At 56.3% G+C, this 15,613-nt stretch carries 9 protein-coding genes; 6 read left to right on the top strand and 3 right to left on the bottom strand.

What is annotated here, in order from left to right:
• Nucleotides 1-43: 43 nt before the first annotated feature.
• From cydC to trxB, 3 genes are all read right to left on the bottom strand, one after another.
• Nucleotides 44-1,765 carry a heme ABC transporter ATP-binding protein/permease CydC gene (gene cydC, locus AK59_RS0113335; RefSeq protein ID WP_029882998.1) on the bottom strand — a complete coding sequence of 574 codons (1,722 nt, stop codon included), beginning with the start codon at nucleotides 1,763-1,765 and terminating at the stop codon, nucleotides 44-46.
• The gene (cydD, locus tag AK59_RS0113330) at nucleotides 1,765-3,531 is read right to left on the bottom strand and encodes a heme ABC transporter permease/ATP-binding protein CydD (protein WP_029882997.1); all 1,767 of its coding nucleotides are present in this window, start codon (nucleotides 3,529-3,531) and stop codon (nucleotides 1,765-1,767) included. Before cydD ends, cydC begins: the two co-directional genes overlap by 1 nt.
• A gap of 114 nt (nucleotides 3,532-3,645) precedes the next feature.
• Complete coding sequence (gene trxB, locus AK59_RS0113325; RefSeq protein WP_013097321.1) at nucleotides 3,646-4,614, bottom strand: thioredoxin-disulfide reductase; 969 nt, start codon at nucleotides 4,612-4,614, stop codon at nucleotides 3,646-3,648.
• A gap of 544 nt (nucleotides 4,615-5,158) precedes the next feature.
• On the opposite strand from trxB, the gene lrp reads away from it, so the two are divergent.
• The 6 genes from lrp to dmsA all read left to right on the top strand — a co-directional run bounded on the left by lrp (nucleotide 5,159) and on the right by dmsA (nucleotide 15,608).
• Nucleotides 5,159-5,653 carry a leucine-responsive transcriptional regulator Lrp gene (lrp, locus tag AK59_RS0113320; RefSeq protein WP_000228469.1) on the top strand — a complete coding sequence of 165 codons (495 nt, stop codon included), beginning with the start codon at nucleotides 5,159-5,161 and terminating at the stop codon, nucleotides 5,651-5,653.
• A 135-nt stretch (nucleotides 5,654-5,788) separates the two neighbouring features.
• Nucleotides 5,789-9,475 carry a DNA translocase FtsK gene (locus AK59_RS0113315; RefSeq protein ID WP_029882996.1) on the top strand — a complete coding sequence of 1,229 codons (3,687 nt, stop codon included), beginning with the start codon at nucleotides 5,789-5,791 and terminating at the stop codon, nucleotides 9,473-9,475.
• A gap of 128 nt (nucleotides 9,476-9,603) precedes the next feature.
• Complete coding sequence (gene lolA / locus AK59_RS0113310; protein ID WP_013097319.1) at nucleotides 9,604-10,215, top strand: outer membrane lipoprotein chaperone LolA; 612 nt, start codon at nucleotides 9,604-9,606, stop codon at nucleotides 10,213-10,215.
• Nucleotides 10,216-10,224: 9 nt separating this feature from the next.
• Entirely contained in the window at nucleotides 10,225-11,568 is a 1,344-nt protein-coding gene (gene rarA / locus AK59_RS0113305) for a replication-associated recombination protein RarA (protein ID WP_029882995.1), read from the top strand.
• A 92-nt stretch (nucleotides 11,569-11,660) separates the two neighbouring features.
• Nucleotides 11,661-12,953, top strand: coding sequence for a serine--tRNA ligase (gene serS / locus AK59_RS0113300; protein WP_008499983.1), 1,293 nt, complete (start codon nucleotides 11,661-11,663; stop codon nucleotides 12,951-12,953).
• A gap of 210 nt (nucleotides 12,954-13,163) precedes the next feature.
• Nucleotides 13,164-15,608, top strand: a complete 2,445-nt coding sequence (dmsA, locus tag AK59_RS0113295; protein ID WP_020686417.1) for a dimethylsulfoxide reductase subunit A — start codon at nucleotides 13,164-13,166, stop codon at nucleotides 15,606-15,608.
• The last annotated feature ends 5 nt before the right edge of the window (nucleotides 15,609-15,613 follow it).

Raw genomic sequence — 15,613 nt, 5'->3', positions numbered from 1 at the left:
CAGCAAAACTCCAGTACGCGAGTGAGGACGCTACAAATATAGTCTACAGACGCTGTTTAAACTGGTAGTAGCGACCCTGTTTCGTCAACAGCTCTGCGTGACTACCTTGCTCAATAATGTGTCCGTTGTCCATCACAATTATCCGATCAAAACTTGCCAGTCCACGCAGGCGGTGTGTCACCATCAGGACGGTTTTACCGACCATAACATTCGCAAGTAAATCAAGGATCTGGCTTTCAGTTGTCGCATCAAGCCCTTCTGTGGGCTCGTCGAGCAACATCAGCGGCGCGTCATGCAGCAGCGCGCGCGCAATCGCCAGACGACGCAGCTCACCGCCAGAGAGTTGACGACCGCCTTCACCCAGCCAGCTGTTCAGGCCATCGTCTTCAAGCAGCTTATGCAGCCCGACCTGCTCCAGCATGGCGCGGAGTACGTCATCAGTGGCCTCCGGTGCAGCCAGCAGCAGGTTATCGCGCAGCGTGGCGCTGAAGAGATGAACGCGCTGCGGAACCACGCTGACGGTTTTGCGCAGCGCCTGTTCGCTGAAGTCTGCCAGCGGAGTTCCGTTAAACTGAATCTGACCTTGCTGTGGATCCCAGGCTCGCGTTAACAACTGCAAAAGCGTGGATTTGCCGCAGCCGGTACGGCCGAGGATCGCAATCCGCTGACCCGCATCCACAGCGAGGCTGATGCCTTCCAGCGCATTCTGTGCCTGCTTGTCATAGGCGAAGGTGACGTTACTGAGCGTCAGGGCAACCTGCTCAGGCGTGGCCGTTTGCTCTGCGGTGAACTTCACCTCCGGATCCTGCTCCGCAATCTCCGTGATGCGCAGGGCGGAGGCGATGACCTGACCGAGATGCTGGAAGGCACCCGTCACCGGCGCCAGCGCTTCAAAGGCCGCCAGGGCACAGAATACGAACAAGGCAATCAGAGGGCCCGGCTGTGCGTTATTGCCAACGCCACCGGACGCCATCCAGAGCATGGCGATGACCGCGACACCCCCGATTAACATCATAAGCGCCTGAGAGAACGCGGTAAGCTCAGACTGACGGCGCTGGGCTTCATGCCAGTTCAGTTCTGTGTTCTCCATTCGCGCACGGTAGCGCTCGCTGGCGCCAAATATCGTCAGTTCGGCCTGCCCCTGTAACCAGGAGGTGAGCTGCTGGCGGTACTCCCCGCGCAGACGCGTCAGGTTCTCTCCGGTGGATTTACCCGCGCGGTAAAATAGCGGCGGCAGGATAATGAGCGTCAAAAGCATGATCCCGCCCAGCGTCAGCGCAACAGCGACATCCAGCACCGACAGACCCAGCGTGACCACCACAATCACCACAAACGCGCCGACTATCGGGGAAATCACGCGCAGGTAGAGGTGATCCAGGGTGTCGACATCCGCAACCACACGGTTGAGCAATTCCCCCTGACGAAAACGCGCCAGTCCGGCAGGGGAGAGGGGCAGCAGTTTACTGAAGGTGTAAATGCGCAGATGTTGCAGCACGCTGAATGTCGCGTCATGGCTGACCAGTCGCTCGAAGTACCGTCCAGCCGTACGGGTAATGGCGGTGCCGCGGACGCCCGCCGCCGGAAGCATGTAGTTGAAGCTGTAGAGCCCGGCAACCCCCGCCACGGCAGAGGCAGACAAGAACCAGCCGGAAAGCGTGAGCAGGCCGATGCTGGCAAGCAGGGTCACAATGGCCAGCACGATGCCCAGCGTCAGCATCCATTTGTGGCGTTTATAGAGCGCGAGATAGGGAAGCAGGGCACGCATCAGATGTCCTCCTGACGATTCGCCAGCAGGGCAGCGAAGGGGCCCTGCGCGGTAACGAGAGAGGCGTAATCGCCTTGCTCAACAATACGACCGTTTTCCATGACCCAGATCTGGTCCCAGTCGGCAATGCCTTCCAGCTGATGAGTGACCATCAGGGTGGTTTGCTGCCGCGAGGCGGCGTTCAGGGCCGCCATCACGCGCTGTTCACTGTGCGCATCCAGGCTGGCCGCTGGCTCGTCCAGCAGCATTAACTGGCATGGATTAAGCAACGCGCGGGCGACCGCCACGCGCTGCGCCTGGCCCACGGATAACCCGGCAGACTGATCGCCGACAACGGTATCGACGCCATGCGGAAGCAGCGGCAGAAACTCGCTGACCCAGGCGCGGTCGAGAACAGATTGCAACTCGTCTTCACGTGCATCCGGGCGAGCCAGCAGGACATTTTCCCGCAGCGTCGGGGCAGGCAACTGTGGGTTTTGCCCCACCCAACTGAGCTGTTTACGCCAGGCGTCTGGATCGAGATCGCGCAGTTCGGTTTTGTTGATACGCAGTGAGCCGGTATAAGCCATAAAACCGGATAACGCATTAATCAGCGAGCTTTTCCCTGAACCACTGGTCCCTACCAGCACCACCCGTTGCCCGGCGGGTAAGGTAAAGTTCAGTGGGCCAGCCAGCACTTTCCCTTCCGGTGACAGGATAGAGAAATCACGTGCTTCAATGGTCACGGGTTCATTGGCGTTCAGCGTTACCTCTCCCCGCTCCGGATGCGCCAACGGCGTCTCCAGGAACGTTTTCAGGCTGTCAGCCGCGCCAACGGCCTGCGCTTTGGCATGGTAGAAGGTGCCAAGATCGCGAAGCGGCTGGAAAAATTCCGGAGCCAGAATAAGCGCCAGGAAACCGGCCGACAGCGTTACCGCCGTGCCGTAATGACCAAAATCCAGCGCGCCGAGATACGAGAAACCAAAATAGACCGCCACGAGGGCGATAGAGAGCGAGGTAAAGAATTCCAGTACGCCAGACGACAGAAACGCCAGACGTAACACTTCCATCGTGCGCTGACGGAAATCCTGCGACGCCAGGCGAATGTTTTCCGTTTCGGCTTCACCCCGGCCAAAAATGCGTAACGTCTCCATCCCGCGCAGACGGTCAAGGAAATGGCCGCTCAGGCGACCCAACGCAAGGAAGTTACGGCGGTTCGCATCGGCCGCTCCCATCCCCACCATCGCCATAAACAGAGGTATCAGCGGGGCGGTACCCAGCAGGATCAGCGCAGCTACCCAGTTGACAGGGAAAATGGTTATCACAATCAGCAGCGGGACGCAGACGGCCAGCGCCATCTGCGGAAGGTAGCGGGCGTAGTAGTCGTGCATATCGTCAATCTGTTCAAGGATTAACGTTGCCCAGCTTCCGGCTGGTTTTCCCTGGATCCATGCGGGCCCGGCTTCCTGAAGACGATCAAGCACCTGTCGGCGAATTTCGTAGCGAATATGCTGCCCTGCGTGAAAACCAACGCGTTCGCGCAGCCAGACGACCCAGGCGCGCAGAATGAAAACCAGGATCAGGACGATGAAGGGCAGCAGAAGCGCTTCACGCGGAATGTTCTCCATGATCATATGATTGAGAATGCGGGCCAGCAGCCATGCCTGGGCAACAATCAACAGACCACTGATCAGTCCCAGAAGACGGGAAATCATGAGCCAGCGGCGGGAAAGAACGCTCTGCTGTTTTAGCCAGCGTGTTAACTCTTGTTGACGGGTTTTTTCCATTGCGTGCTTTGCAGGTGATGTTATTAGAAAGTGGGCAGCGCAATGTTACAACGAGGAGACAATAAAGGCGACTTATCGCCGCCTTTATTTACGTTTGTTACTGACTTGTAAAGATTATTTACCTTGTTCAGCCAGCCCATCAAGGTAGCGTTCAGCGTCCAGCGCGGCCATGCAACCGGTGCCTGCGGAGGTGATCGCCTGACGGTAAATATGGTCCATTACGTCACCAGCAGCGAACACACCCGGGATGCTGGTCTGGGTCGCGTTGCCGTGAATACCGGACTGCACTTTGATGTAGCCGTTTTCCAGCTCCAGTTGCCCCTCGAAGATTGCCGTGTTCGGGCTGTGGCCGATAGCCACAAACAGGCCCGCCACTTCCAGCGTTTCGACGTTATCGGTGTTCTGGGTATCACGAATACGCAGACCGGCAACGCCCATCTGATCGCCCGTCACTTCTTCCAGCGTACGGTTGGTGTGCAGCACAATGTTGCCGCTCGCCACTTTATCCATCAGACGTTTGATCAGGATTTTCTCGGCGCGGAAAGTGTCGCGACGGTGGATAAGGTGCACTTCAGAAGCGATGTTCGCCAGATAGAGCGCCTCTTCTACGGCAGTGTTGCCGCCGCCGATGACCGCGACTTTCTGGTTGCGATAGAAGAAACCGTCGCAGGTTGCGCAGGCAGAAACACCGCGACCTTTGAACGCCTCTTCTGACGGCAGGCCAAGGTAGCGGGCAGAAGCGCCCGTTGCGATGATCAGCGCATCGCAGGTGTACTCGCCGCTGTCGCCCGTCAGGCGGAACGGACGGTTCTGCAAATCGACCTTGTTAATATGGTCGAACAGAATTTCGGTTTCGAATTTAGCCGCATGCTCGTGCATACGCTCCATCAGCAGCGGCCCGGTCAGGTCGTTAGGGTCGCCTGGCCAGTTTTCCACTTCAGTGGTGGTGGTCAGCTGACCGCCTTTTTCCATACCGGTAATCAAAACCGGTTGCAGGTTAGCGCGTGCAGCATAGACCGCCGCGGTATATCCCGCAGGTCCAGAACCAAGAATTAGCAGCTTACTGTGTTTGGCCGTGCCCATGAGATCCCCATTGTTGTTGGCAGACAGTTGGCTGGATTGTAGGGAATTTGTTGCCGTAAAAAAAGAGCACAGCAATGTTGATCTCAATCTGTACGATAGGCGATGACGATAAATTGAGCGCTATAACATCAGGCTTACTTCTTAAATTCGCTTGTTTATAAGGCAATAAAATGAGGATTAATACCCCACCGAAATGAATATCCGGCATGTTGTACTAAAAATCGATGTTTTGCTTTGACAATCCCCTGCGCTTTTGCGAAAACATTCAAGGAAGAAAAAAAACCGCGTTAACCGTGTGCCGCATAGGCATGCATGTAAATGCCATTTTTACCGGGTCAGTGAAATCTACGCATGGCGTGGACAGACGCCATACGTGATGTCGGTGACTGCCTTCGGGCAACGGTCTTCTTACCAACAGAACCCGAATCCGCATCGCGTCTAATAGATAACCAGGCGATGTGATGACTAACGGGTACAGGCTCTGAACAGTGATGTGCACAGGGTCCAGGCAGGAGTAGGGAAGGAATACAGAGAGACAATAATAATGGTAGATAGCAAGAAGCGCCCTGGCAAAGATCTCGACCGTATCGATCGTAACATTCTTAATGAATTGCAAAAGGATGGGCGTATTTCCAACGTCGAGCTTTCAAAACGTGTGGGACTTTCCCCGACGCCGTGCCTTGAGCGTGTGCGCCGACTGGAAAGACAGGGTTTTATTCAGGGCTATACGGCTCTGCTGAACCCGCATTATCTGGATGCCTCACTTCTGGTATTTGTTGAGATTACTCTGAATCGTGGTGCACCGGATGTGTTTGAGCAATTTAACGCCGCTGTACAAAAACTTGAAGAAATTCAAGAGTGTCATCTGGTTTCTGGCGATTTCGACTACCTGTTGAAAACCCGCGTACCAGATATGTCCGCCTACCGTAAGCTGCTGGGTGAAACCCTGCTGCGTCTGCCAGGCGTGAACGACACCCGTACCTATGTGGTGATGGAAGAGGTCAAACAGAGCAATCGTCTGGTTATTAAGACGCGCTAACACGGAACAGGTGCAAAATCAGTGTAGTTTGATTACACTCCTGTTAATCCATACAGCAACAGTGCCGGGGTGTCCCGGCGCTGTTGTCCGTTTTAGCAAACAGGCAGGATATGCCTGATACCTGGAGAGCCTTTCTTGAGCCAGGAATACACTGAAGACAAAGAAGTCACATTATCGAAGCTAAGCAGCGGACGTCGGCTCCTTGAGGCGTTGCTGATTGTTATTGCCCTTTTTGCCGTCTGGCTGATGGCAGCCTTACTCAGTTTCAACCCCTCAGATCCCAGCTGGTCACAAACTGCATGGCATGAGCCTATCCATAATTTAGGCGGCGTTCCCGGTGCCTGGCTTGCGGACACCCTGTTTTTCATTTTCGGTGTGATGGCCTATACCATTCCCGTCATTATTATTGGCGGATGCTGGTTTGCCTGGCGCCATCGTCAGAACGACGACTACATCGACTATTTCGCGGTTTCGCTGCGCCTGATAGGCGCGCTGGCGTTGATCCTCACCTCCTGCGGGCTGGCAGCCATCAACGCCGATGACATCTGGTATTTCGCGTCTGGCGGGGTCATCGGTAGCCTGCTGAGCTCTGCGTTACAGCCTATGCTTCACAGCAGCGGCGGTACCCTGGCATTGCTGTGTATCTGGGCGGCAGGATTAACGCTGTTCACCGGCTGGTCGTGGGTGAGCATTGCCGAGAAGATCGGCAGTTTTGTCCTCACTATTCTGACCTTTGCCAGCAACCGTACCCGTCGTGACGACACATGGGTCGATGAAGACGAATATGAAGATGAGTACGAAGAGGAAGACGATGCGCCAGTACAGCGTCGTGAATCTCGTCGTGCACGTATTTTGCGTGGAGCACTGGCACGCCGTCAGCGCGTCGCCGAGAAATTTGCCAACCCGCTGGGCCGTAAAACCGATGCGGCGCTCTTCTCCGGTAAACGCATGGACGAAGACGATCATGTTGAGTACCGTTCAGCCGGTGCCGCCGTCGATCCTGATGATGTGCTTTTCTCTGGCAGTCGCGCCACACCGGGCGATTTTGATGAATATGATCCACTGCTAAACGGTCACTCTGTTACCGCACCGGTTGCCGCCGCGGCAGCCGCGACCACGGCGGCGCAGGCTTATGCTGCACCAGCGGAAGCCGTTATGCCGTCTGCGTCGGTTCCCGCTCCCGAGTCCGCTATTCAACAGCCTCAGGTAGAGTGGCAAACGGCGCCTGGCGTTCATACGCCAGAGCCGGTTATCGCACCAGAGCCAGAAAGCTATGCACCGGTCCAGCAGGAACCGTGGCAGCAACCTTATCAGCCTGAGCCCGTTCATGAGCCGCAGGGGTACCCGTACGACGAGCAGCCCGTCGCGCAACCGTATCAGGAGTATGTCCCTGAGCCTGTTCCGCCTGCTGAGCCTTACGTCGCGCCTCAACCAGAACCTGAGGTGGTGGAAGAGGTCAAACCGTCTCGTCCGCCAATGTACTATTTCGAAGAGGTTGAAGAGCGCCGTGCCCGTGAGCGCGAGCAACTGGCAGCATGGTATCAGCCTGTTCCCGAGCCGGTGCAGGAGCCTGTTGTGAATACACCTTCTGTCTCCGCACCGCCGGTTACTCCAACGTCTGCGGTTGCACCAGTGGCAGAAAGCGTGAAACAGGCTACAGCAGCCGCTTCGGCTGCGGCGCCGGTCTTTAGCCTGGCGACAGGTGGAACACCACGTCCTCAGGTAAAAGAGGGGATTGGCCCGCAGTTGCCGCGTCCTAACCGCGTGCGTGTGCCAACCCGCCGCGAGCTGGCATCCTATGGCATTAAGCTGCCTTCTCAGCGTATGGCTGAGGAGAAAGCCCGTGAATCTGATTACGACGATGATGCAGATGAAATGCAGCAGGACGAACTGGCGCGTCAGTTCGCCGCACAGCAGCATCAGCGCTATGGCGAGGAGTATCAGCACGATCATCCTGCTCAGGCGGACGATGATGATGCCGCAGAGGCAGAATTAGCACGCCAGTTTGCGGCCACCCAGCAGCAACGCTATTCAGGTGAGCAACCTGCTGGTGCGAACCCGTTCTCGCTGTCGGATTTCGAATTCTCACCGATGAAAGATCTGGTCGATGATGGTCCGAGCGAACCGCTGTTCACACCGAGCGTCATGCCGGAAGCCGAGCCGGTGCGCCAGCAGCCGGCCCCAGCGCCACAGGCTTACGCCCAGCCGCAGCAGCCTGCGCCACAATCTTATGCGCAGCCACAGCAGCCACAATTCCAGCAACCTCAGGCACAGCCGCAGGAAAGTCTCATTCATCCGCTGCTGATGCGTAACGGTGACAGCCGTCCGTTGCAACGTCCGAGCACGCCTCTGCCGTCGCTGGATCTGTTAACGCCGCCGCCAGCAGAAGTTGAGCCGGTCGATACCTTCGCGCTGGAGCAAATGGCCCGTCTGGTAGAAGCGCGTCTGGCTGACTTCCGCATTAAAGCGGACGTGGTCAACTACTCTCCAGGCCCTGTCATTACCCGTTTCGAACTCAACCTGGCGCCTGGCGTTAAAGCCGCGCGTATTTCAAACCTGTCCCGCGACCTGGCGCGTTCTCTGTCGACCGTTGCGGTTCGTGTGGTTGAAGTTATTCCTGGTAAACCTTATGTCGGTCTTGAGTTGCCGAACAAAAAACGTCAGACCGTTTACCTGCGTGAAGTGCTGGACAACACCAAATTCCGCGACAACCCTTCACCACTGACCGTGGTGCTGGGTAAAGATATCGCGGGTGAGCCGGTGGTAGCCGATCTGGCGAAAATGCCTCACCTGCTGGTCGCGGGTACAACCGGTTCCGGTAAGTCGGTAGGTGTGAACGCCATGATCCTCAGCATGCTCTACAAAGCGCAGCCGGAAGATGTCCGTTTCATCATGATCGATCCGAAAATGCTGGAACTGTCGGTCTATGAGGGGATCCCGCATCTGCTGACGGAAGTTGTGACCGACATGAAAGACGCGGCCAACGCTCTGCGCTGGAGCGTCAACGAGATGGAGCGCCGCTATAAGCTGATGTCGGCTCTGGGCGTGCGTAACCTTGCCGGTTATAACGAGAAAATCGCCGAGGCGGCGCGGATGGGTCGTCCAATTCCCGATCCATACTGGAAACCGGGCGATAGCATGGATGCCCAACATCCGGTGCTGGAAAAACTGCCTTACATCGTCGTGCTGGTGGATGAGTTCGCCGACCTGATGATGACCGTCGGTAAGAAAGTTGAAGAGTTGATTGCCCGTCTGGCACAGAAAGCGCGTGCGGCCGGTATTCACCTCGTCCTGGCGACGCAGCGTCCTTCTGTGGACGTCATTACGGGTCTGATTAAAGCCAACATTCCGACCCGTATCGCCTTTACCGTATCAAGCAAAATTGACTCGCGTACCATCCTTGATCAGGGCGGTGCTGAATCGCTGCTGGGGATGGGGGATATGCTGTACTCCGGCCCGAACTCCACCTCTCCGGTGCGCGTTCACGGCGCATTCGTTCGCGACCAGGAAGTGCATGCCGTGGTGCAGGACTGGAAAGCGCGCGGTCGTCCACAATACGTTGACGGCATTACCTCCGACAGCGAAAGCGAAGGCGGCGGCGGTGGCTTTGACGGCGGCGAAGAGCTGGATCCGTTATTCGACCAGGCGGTTAATTTTGTTACCGAAAAACGCAAAGCGTCGATCTCCGGCGTTCAGCGTCAGTTCCGTATTGGCTACAACCGCGCGGCGCGCATCATTGAGCAGATGGAAGCCCAGGGCATTGTCAGTGAGCAGGGGCATAACGGTAACCGTGAGGTGCTGGCTCCGCCGCCGTTTGATTGATCTTCAGCGTGTGCAAAGAAGGGTAAATCAGCCAAATTTAAGCATTTTCTTCTGTCACCTGTCTGCGGGCAGGTCCAGAATAGAAAACGGAAACCCCATTTCGGGATGACGTATTTTAAGGAACAACAATGAAAAAAATCGCAATCGCCTGTGCATTACTCACCAGTTTTGTCGCCAGCAGCGTCTGGGCTGATGCGGCCAGCGACCTTAAAAGCCGCCTGGATAAAGTGAGCAGCTTCCACGCCAGCTTCACGCAAAAAGTGACTGACGGCAGCGGTAATGCAGTGCAGGAAGGCCAGGGCGATCTGTGGGTAAAACGCCCAAATCTTTTCAACTGGCACATGACTCAGCCGGATGAGAGCATCCTGGTCTCTGACGGCAAAACCCTGTGGTTCTTCAACCCGTTTGTTGAGCAGGCAACCGCCACCTGGCTGAAAGATGCGACCAGCAACACGCCCTTTATGCTGATTGCCCGTAACCAGGCCAGCGACTGGCAGCAGTATAATATTAAGCAGAACGGTGATGAGTTTGTCCTGACGCCAAAAGGCAGCAACGGCAACCTGAAGCAGTTCACCATCAATGTAAGCACCAACGGTACCATCAATCAGTTCGGCGCCGTTGAGCAGGACGATCAGCGCAGCAGCTATCAGCTCAAATCTCAGCAAAATGGCGCTGTCGATGCATCTAAATTTACCTTTACCCCGCCGCAGGGCGTAACGGTGGACGACCAACGTAAGTAAGAGGCATGAGTGGGCAACCTGTCGCTCGATTTTTCAGATAATGCGTTTCAACCTCTGGCCGCGCGTATGCGGCCAGAAAATTTAGCTCAGTATATTGGCCAGCAGCACCTGCTGGCTGCGGGTAAGCCGTTGCCGCGGGCCATTGAGGCCGGGCATCTGCACTCGATGATCCTCTGGGGACCACCCGGTACCGGTAAAACCACGCTTGCTGAAGTGATCGCCCGCTACGCTAACGCGGACGTCGAGCGCATCTCGGCCGTCACATCCGGTGTGAAGGAGATCCGCGAGGCAATCGAGCGCGCGCGCCAGAACCGTAACGCCGGGCGACGAACCATCCTCTTTGTGGACGAAGTCCATCGCTTCAATAAAAGTCAGCAGGATGCATTCCTGCCGCACATCGAAGACGGCACCATCTTCTTCATCGGTGCCACCACCGAAAACCCGTCGTTTGAACTCAACTCGGCACTGCTTTCCCGGGCGCGCGTCTACCTGCTTAAATCGCTCACCACCGAGGATATTGAAAAAGTTCTCACCCAGGCGATGGACGACAAAGCCCGCGGCTATGGCGGACAGGACATTGTCCTGCCTGACGACACGCGTCGTGCAATTGCGGAACTGGTTAACGGCGATGCGCGGCGGGCGCTGAATACCCTGGAAATGATGGCCGATATGGCCGAAGTCGACGACGCCGGCAAACGGGTATTAAAACCGGAACTGTTGACCGAAATTGCCGGTGAGCGTAGCGCGCGTTTTGATAACAAAGGCGATCGCTTTTACGATCTGATCTCGGCGCTGCATAAGTCGGTACGCGGCAGCGCGCCGGATGCCGCGCTTTACTGGTATGCACGCATTATCACTGCCGGTGGCGATCCGCTGTACGTCGCGCGTCGCTGTCTGGCGATTGCCTCAGAAGATGTTGGCAATGCCGATCCGCGCGCCATGCAGGTGGCGCTTTCGGCCTGGGATTGTTTTACTCGCGTCGGGCCGGCAGAAGGTGAGCGCGCTATTGCCCAGGCGATTGTCTATCTGGCCTGCGCGCCGAAAAGTAATGCCGTCTATACCGCATTCAAAGCGGCCATGTCGGATGCGCGTGAGCGCCCGGACTACGATGTGCCGGTGCATCTGCGTAATGCGCCAACGAAGCTGATGAAAGAGATGGGTTACGGGCAGGAGTATCGTTACGCTCACGATGAACCCAACGCTTACGCGGCCGGGGAGGAGTATTTCCCGCAGGAAATGGCACAAACCCGCTATTATCACCCCACAAACAGAGGTCTTGAAGGCAAGATTGGCGAAAAGCTCGCCTGGCTCGCCGGACAGGATCAAAATAGCCCTATAAAACGCTACCGTTAGTTCAGTCGTTGCGGTAATGTTGGCATTGTATCCCTGTGGCCGCAGGCTGTGGCCACATTTTCCTATTTTAATTCGATAAGCACAGGATAAGCATGCTCGATCCCAATCTGCTGCGTAATGAGCCAGACGCAGTCGCTGAAAAACTGGCACGCCGGGGCTTTAAGCTGGATGTAGATAAGCTGCGCGCTCTTGAAGAGCGTCGTAAAGTTCTGCAGGTACAAACTGAAAATCTGCAGGCAGAGCGTAACTCTCGATCGAAGTCCATCGGCCAGGCGAAAGCGCGCGGGGAAGACATTGAGCCATTACGCCTGGAAGTGAACAAACTGGGTGAAGAGCTGGACCAGGCGAAAGCTGAGCTGGATGTTCTTCAGGCAGAAATTCGTGATATCGCCCTGGCTATCCCGAACATTCCTGACGACAGCGTTCCTGTCGGTAAAGACGAAAACGACAACGTTGAAGTGAAACGCTGGGGTACGCCTCGTGAGTTCGACTTCGAGGTTCGCGATCACGTTACTCTGGGCGAAATGCACGCGGGCCTGGACTTTGCGGCAGCCGTGAAGCTGACCGGTTCTCGCTTCGTGGTGATGAAAGGTCAGATTGCTCATCTGCACCGTGCGCTGGCACAGTTCATGCTGGATCTGCACACCGAGCAGCACGGTTACAGCGAAACCTACGTTCCATATCTGGTTAACCACGATACTCTGTACGGTACCGGACAACTGCCGAAATTTGCCGGCGATCTGTTCCATACCCGTCCGCTGGACGAGGAAGCCGACAGCAGCAACTACGCGCTGATCCCAACTGCGGAAGTGCCGCTGACCAACCTCGTGCGTGATGAGATCATCGACGAAGACGACCTGCCAATCAAACTGACGGCGCACTCTCCGTGCTTCCGCTCTGAAGCGGGTTCTTACGGCCGTGACACGCGTGGTCTGATCCGTATGCACCAGTTCGATAAAGTTGAGATGGTACAGATCGTTCGTCCGGAAGAGTCCATGGACGCGCTGGAAGAGATGACCGGCCACGCGGAGAAAGTGCTGGAGCTGCTCGGCCTGCCGTACCGTCGTATGGCGCTGTGCACCGGAGATATGGGCTTTGGCGCCTGCAAAACCTTCGATCTGGAAGTGTGGGTACCTGCGCAGAACACCTACCGTGAAATCTCCTCCTGCTCTAACGTCTGGGATTTCCAGGCGCGTCGTATGCAGGCACGCTGCCGCAGCAAGTCCGATAAGAAAACCCGTCTGGTGCATACCCTGAACGGCTCTGGTCTGGCTGTTGGCCGTACGCTGGTTGCCGTGCTGGAAAACTATCAGCAGGCAGACGGACGTATTGAGATCCCTGAAGTGCTGCGCCCATACATGAAAGGCCAGCAGTACATTGGCTAATTCTTTGCCTTACAACAAAAAAGCGCCTTTTGGCGCTTTTTTTATACCCTCGGTTTGATACGACGCAATACCCCCTCCCTCTAAAGTAGTAATACTCCTGCGAATGAAAGCCAGCATAAAACACGCATAACGCATTAGCTCGTTATATATAAAACTATATCGCGGTTAATTCCGCCCCTTATTCTTTGTGAGCAACCAAAGTGAGTCTTTATGAAAATCAAAGCGCCTGAAGCGTTAATGGCTGCCGAGGTCACTCGCCGTGGGTTGATGAAAACCACGGCAATTGGCGGTCTCGCCGTTGCCAGCAGTGCCTTCACTCTCCCTTTTACCCGACTGGCGTCGGCGGCGGATGCGTTGTCCCCGGCTACGGCCCCGGAAAACGTGGTGTGGAGCGCCTGTACCGTAAACTGTGGTAGCCGTTGTCCATTACGTATGCATGTGGTGGATGGCGAGATCAAATACGTCGAAACCGACAATACCGGTGACGATAACTACGACGGCTTGCATCAGGTTCGCGCCTGTCTGCGTGGCCGCTCAATGCGCCGCCGGGTTTATAACCCGGACCGTCTGAAGTACCCGATGAAACGCGTCGGTAAGCGCGGGGAAGGGAAGTTCGAGCGCATCAGCTGGGATGAAGCTTACGATATCATCGCCAGCAATATGCAGCGTCTGATAAAAGAGTACGGTAACGAATCCATCTACCTGAACTATGGCACCGGAACGCTCGGGGGAACGCTGACCCGCTCCTGGCCACCGGGTAAAACGCTGGTGGCGCGCTTGATGAACTGCTGCGGCGGTTATCTCAATCACTACGGTGACTACTCTTCTGCACAGATTGCTGCCGGCCTGAACTACACCTACGGTGGCTGGGCAGACGGTAACAGCCCGTCCGATATCGAAAACAGCAAACTGGTGGTGCTTTTCGGTAACAATCCTGGTGAAACGCGGATGAGCGGCGGTGGGGTAACCTATTACCTTGAGCAGGCTCGCGCCAAATCTAACGCCCGGATGATCATCATCGATCCGCGTTATACCGATACGGGTGCAGGCCGGGAAGATGAGTGGATCCCTATTCGCCCGGGTACCGATGCGGCGCTGGTCAGTGCGCTGGCGTGGGTCATGATCACCGAGGACCTTGTCGATCAGCCATTCCTTGATAAATACTGCGTCGGCTATGACGAGAAAACCCTGCCCGCCAGTGCCCCTGCCAACGGGCATTACAAGGCGTATATTCTGGGCCAGGGCAGTGACGGCGTGGCGAAGACCCCGGAGTGGGCATCAAAAATCACCGGGATACCGGCGGAACGTATTGTCCAGCTGGCGCGTGAAATCGGTTCAGCGAAACCGGCCTATATCAGCCAGGGCTGGGGGCCACAGCGTCACGCGAATGGCGAAATCGCCACTCGTGCTATTTCGATGCTCTCCATTCTGACCGGTAACGTGGGTATTAATGGTGGGAATAGTGGCGCGCGCGAAGGTTCCTATTCGCTGCCGTTTGAACGGATGCCAACCCTGGAAAACCCGGTTCAGACCAGTATCTCCATGTTTATGTGGACCGACGCCATTGAGCGCGGGCCGGAGATGACCGCCCTGCGCGATGGCGTACGGGGCAAAGACAAGCTGGATGTGCCGATCAAGATGATCTGGAACTACGCCGGTAACTGCCTTATTAACCAGCACTCGGAGATCAACCGCACCCACGAAATCCTGCAGGATGACAAGAAGTGCGAGATGATTGTGGTGATCGACTGCCACATGACCTCATCGGCGAAATATGCGGATATTCTGCTGCCGGATTGCACCGCCTCGGAGCAGATGGATTTCGCGCTGGATGCCTCCTGCGGCAACATGTCCTACGTGATCTTCACCGACCGGGCCATCAAACCGCGTTTCGAGTGCAAAACCATCTATGAGATGACCTCTGAGCTGGCGAAACGTCTTGGTGTCGAACAACAGTTCACAGAAGGCCGCACTCAGGAAGAGTGGATGCGTCATCTGCATGAACTTTCCCGTAAAGCGATCCCTGACCTGCCGGATTTCGATACCTTCCGCAAGCAGGGCATCTATAAACAGCGCGATCCGCAAGGGCACCACGTGGCGTACAAAGCCTTCCGCGACGATCCGCAGGCGAATCCGCTGACCACGCCATCGGGCAAAATCGAGATTTACTCCGAAGAGCTGGCAAACATTGCCGCAACCTGGGAATTGCCGGAAGGGGATGTTATCGATCCCCTGCCGATCTACACGCCCGGGTTTGAAAACTATAACGATCCGCTGACCGCAAAATTCCCGCTGCAACTGACCGGCTTCCACTACAAAGCGCGCGTTCACTCCACCTACGGCAACGTTGATGTGCTGAAAGCCGCCTGCCGCCAGGAGATGTGGATTAACCCGATGGATGCGAAAGCACGAGGCATCAGCAATGGCGATCGCGTGCGTATCTTTAACGGTCGCGGCGAGGTGCATATCGAAGCCAAAGTGACGCCCCGCATGATGCCTGGTGTTGTCGCGTTGGGGGAAGGCGCGTGGTACAGCCCGGATGCAAACCGCATCGACCAGGCTGGCAGTATAAACGTACTGACCACGCAGCGCCCATCGCCGCTGGCGAAAGGCAACCCGTCCCACACAAACCTTGTTCAGGTTGAGAAGGTGTAAGGAGT

This window comes from Enterobacter sp. T1-1, assembly GCF_000710795.1.
GTDB classification, from domain to species: Bacteria; Pseudomonadota; Gammaproteobacteria; order Enterobacterales; family Enterobacteriaceae; genus Enterobacter; species Enterobacter cloacae.
The sequence above is the reverse complement of the archived record's forward strand: the minus strand, read 5'-3'. Positions and strand labels throughout refer to the sequence as shown.

Coding starts and splice junctions, on each gene's coding strand:
- cydC (WP_029882998.1), bottom strand. CDS start 1,765: ATGCGTGCCCTGCTTCCCTATCTCGCGCTCTATAAACGCCACAAATGG.
- cydD (WP_029882997.1), bottom strand. CDS start 3,531: ATGGAAAAAACCCGTCAACAAGAGTTAACACGCTGGCTAAAACAGCAG.
- trxB (WP_013097321.1), bottom strand. CDS start 4,614: ATGGGCACGGCCAAACACAGTAAGCTGCTAATTCTTGGTTCTGGACCT.
- lrp (WP_000228469.1), top strand. CDS start 5,159: ATGGTAGATAGCAAGAAGCGCCCTGGCAAAGATCTCGACCGTATCGAT.
- lolA (WP_013097319.1), top strand. CDS start 9,604: ATGAAAAAAATCGCAATCGCCTGTGCATTACTCACCAGTTTTGTCGCC.
- serS (WP_008499983.1), top strand. CDS start 11,661: ATGCTCGATCCCAATCTGCTGCGTAATGAGCCAGACGCAGTCGCTGAA.
- dmsA (WP_020686417.1), top strand. CDS start 13,164: ATGAAAATCAAAGCGCCTGAAGCGTTAATGGCTGCCGAGGTCACTCGC.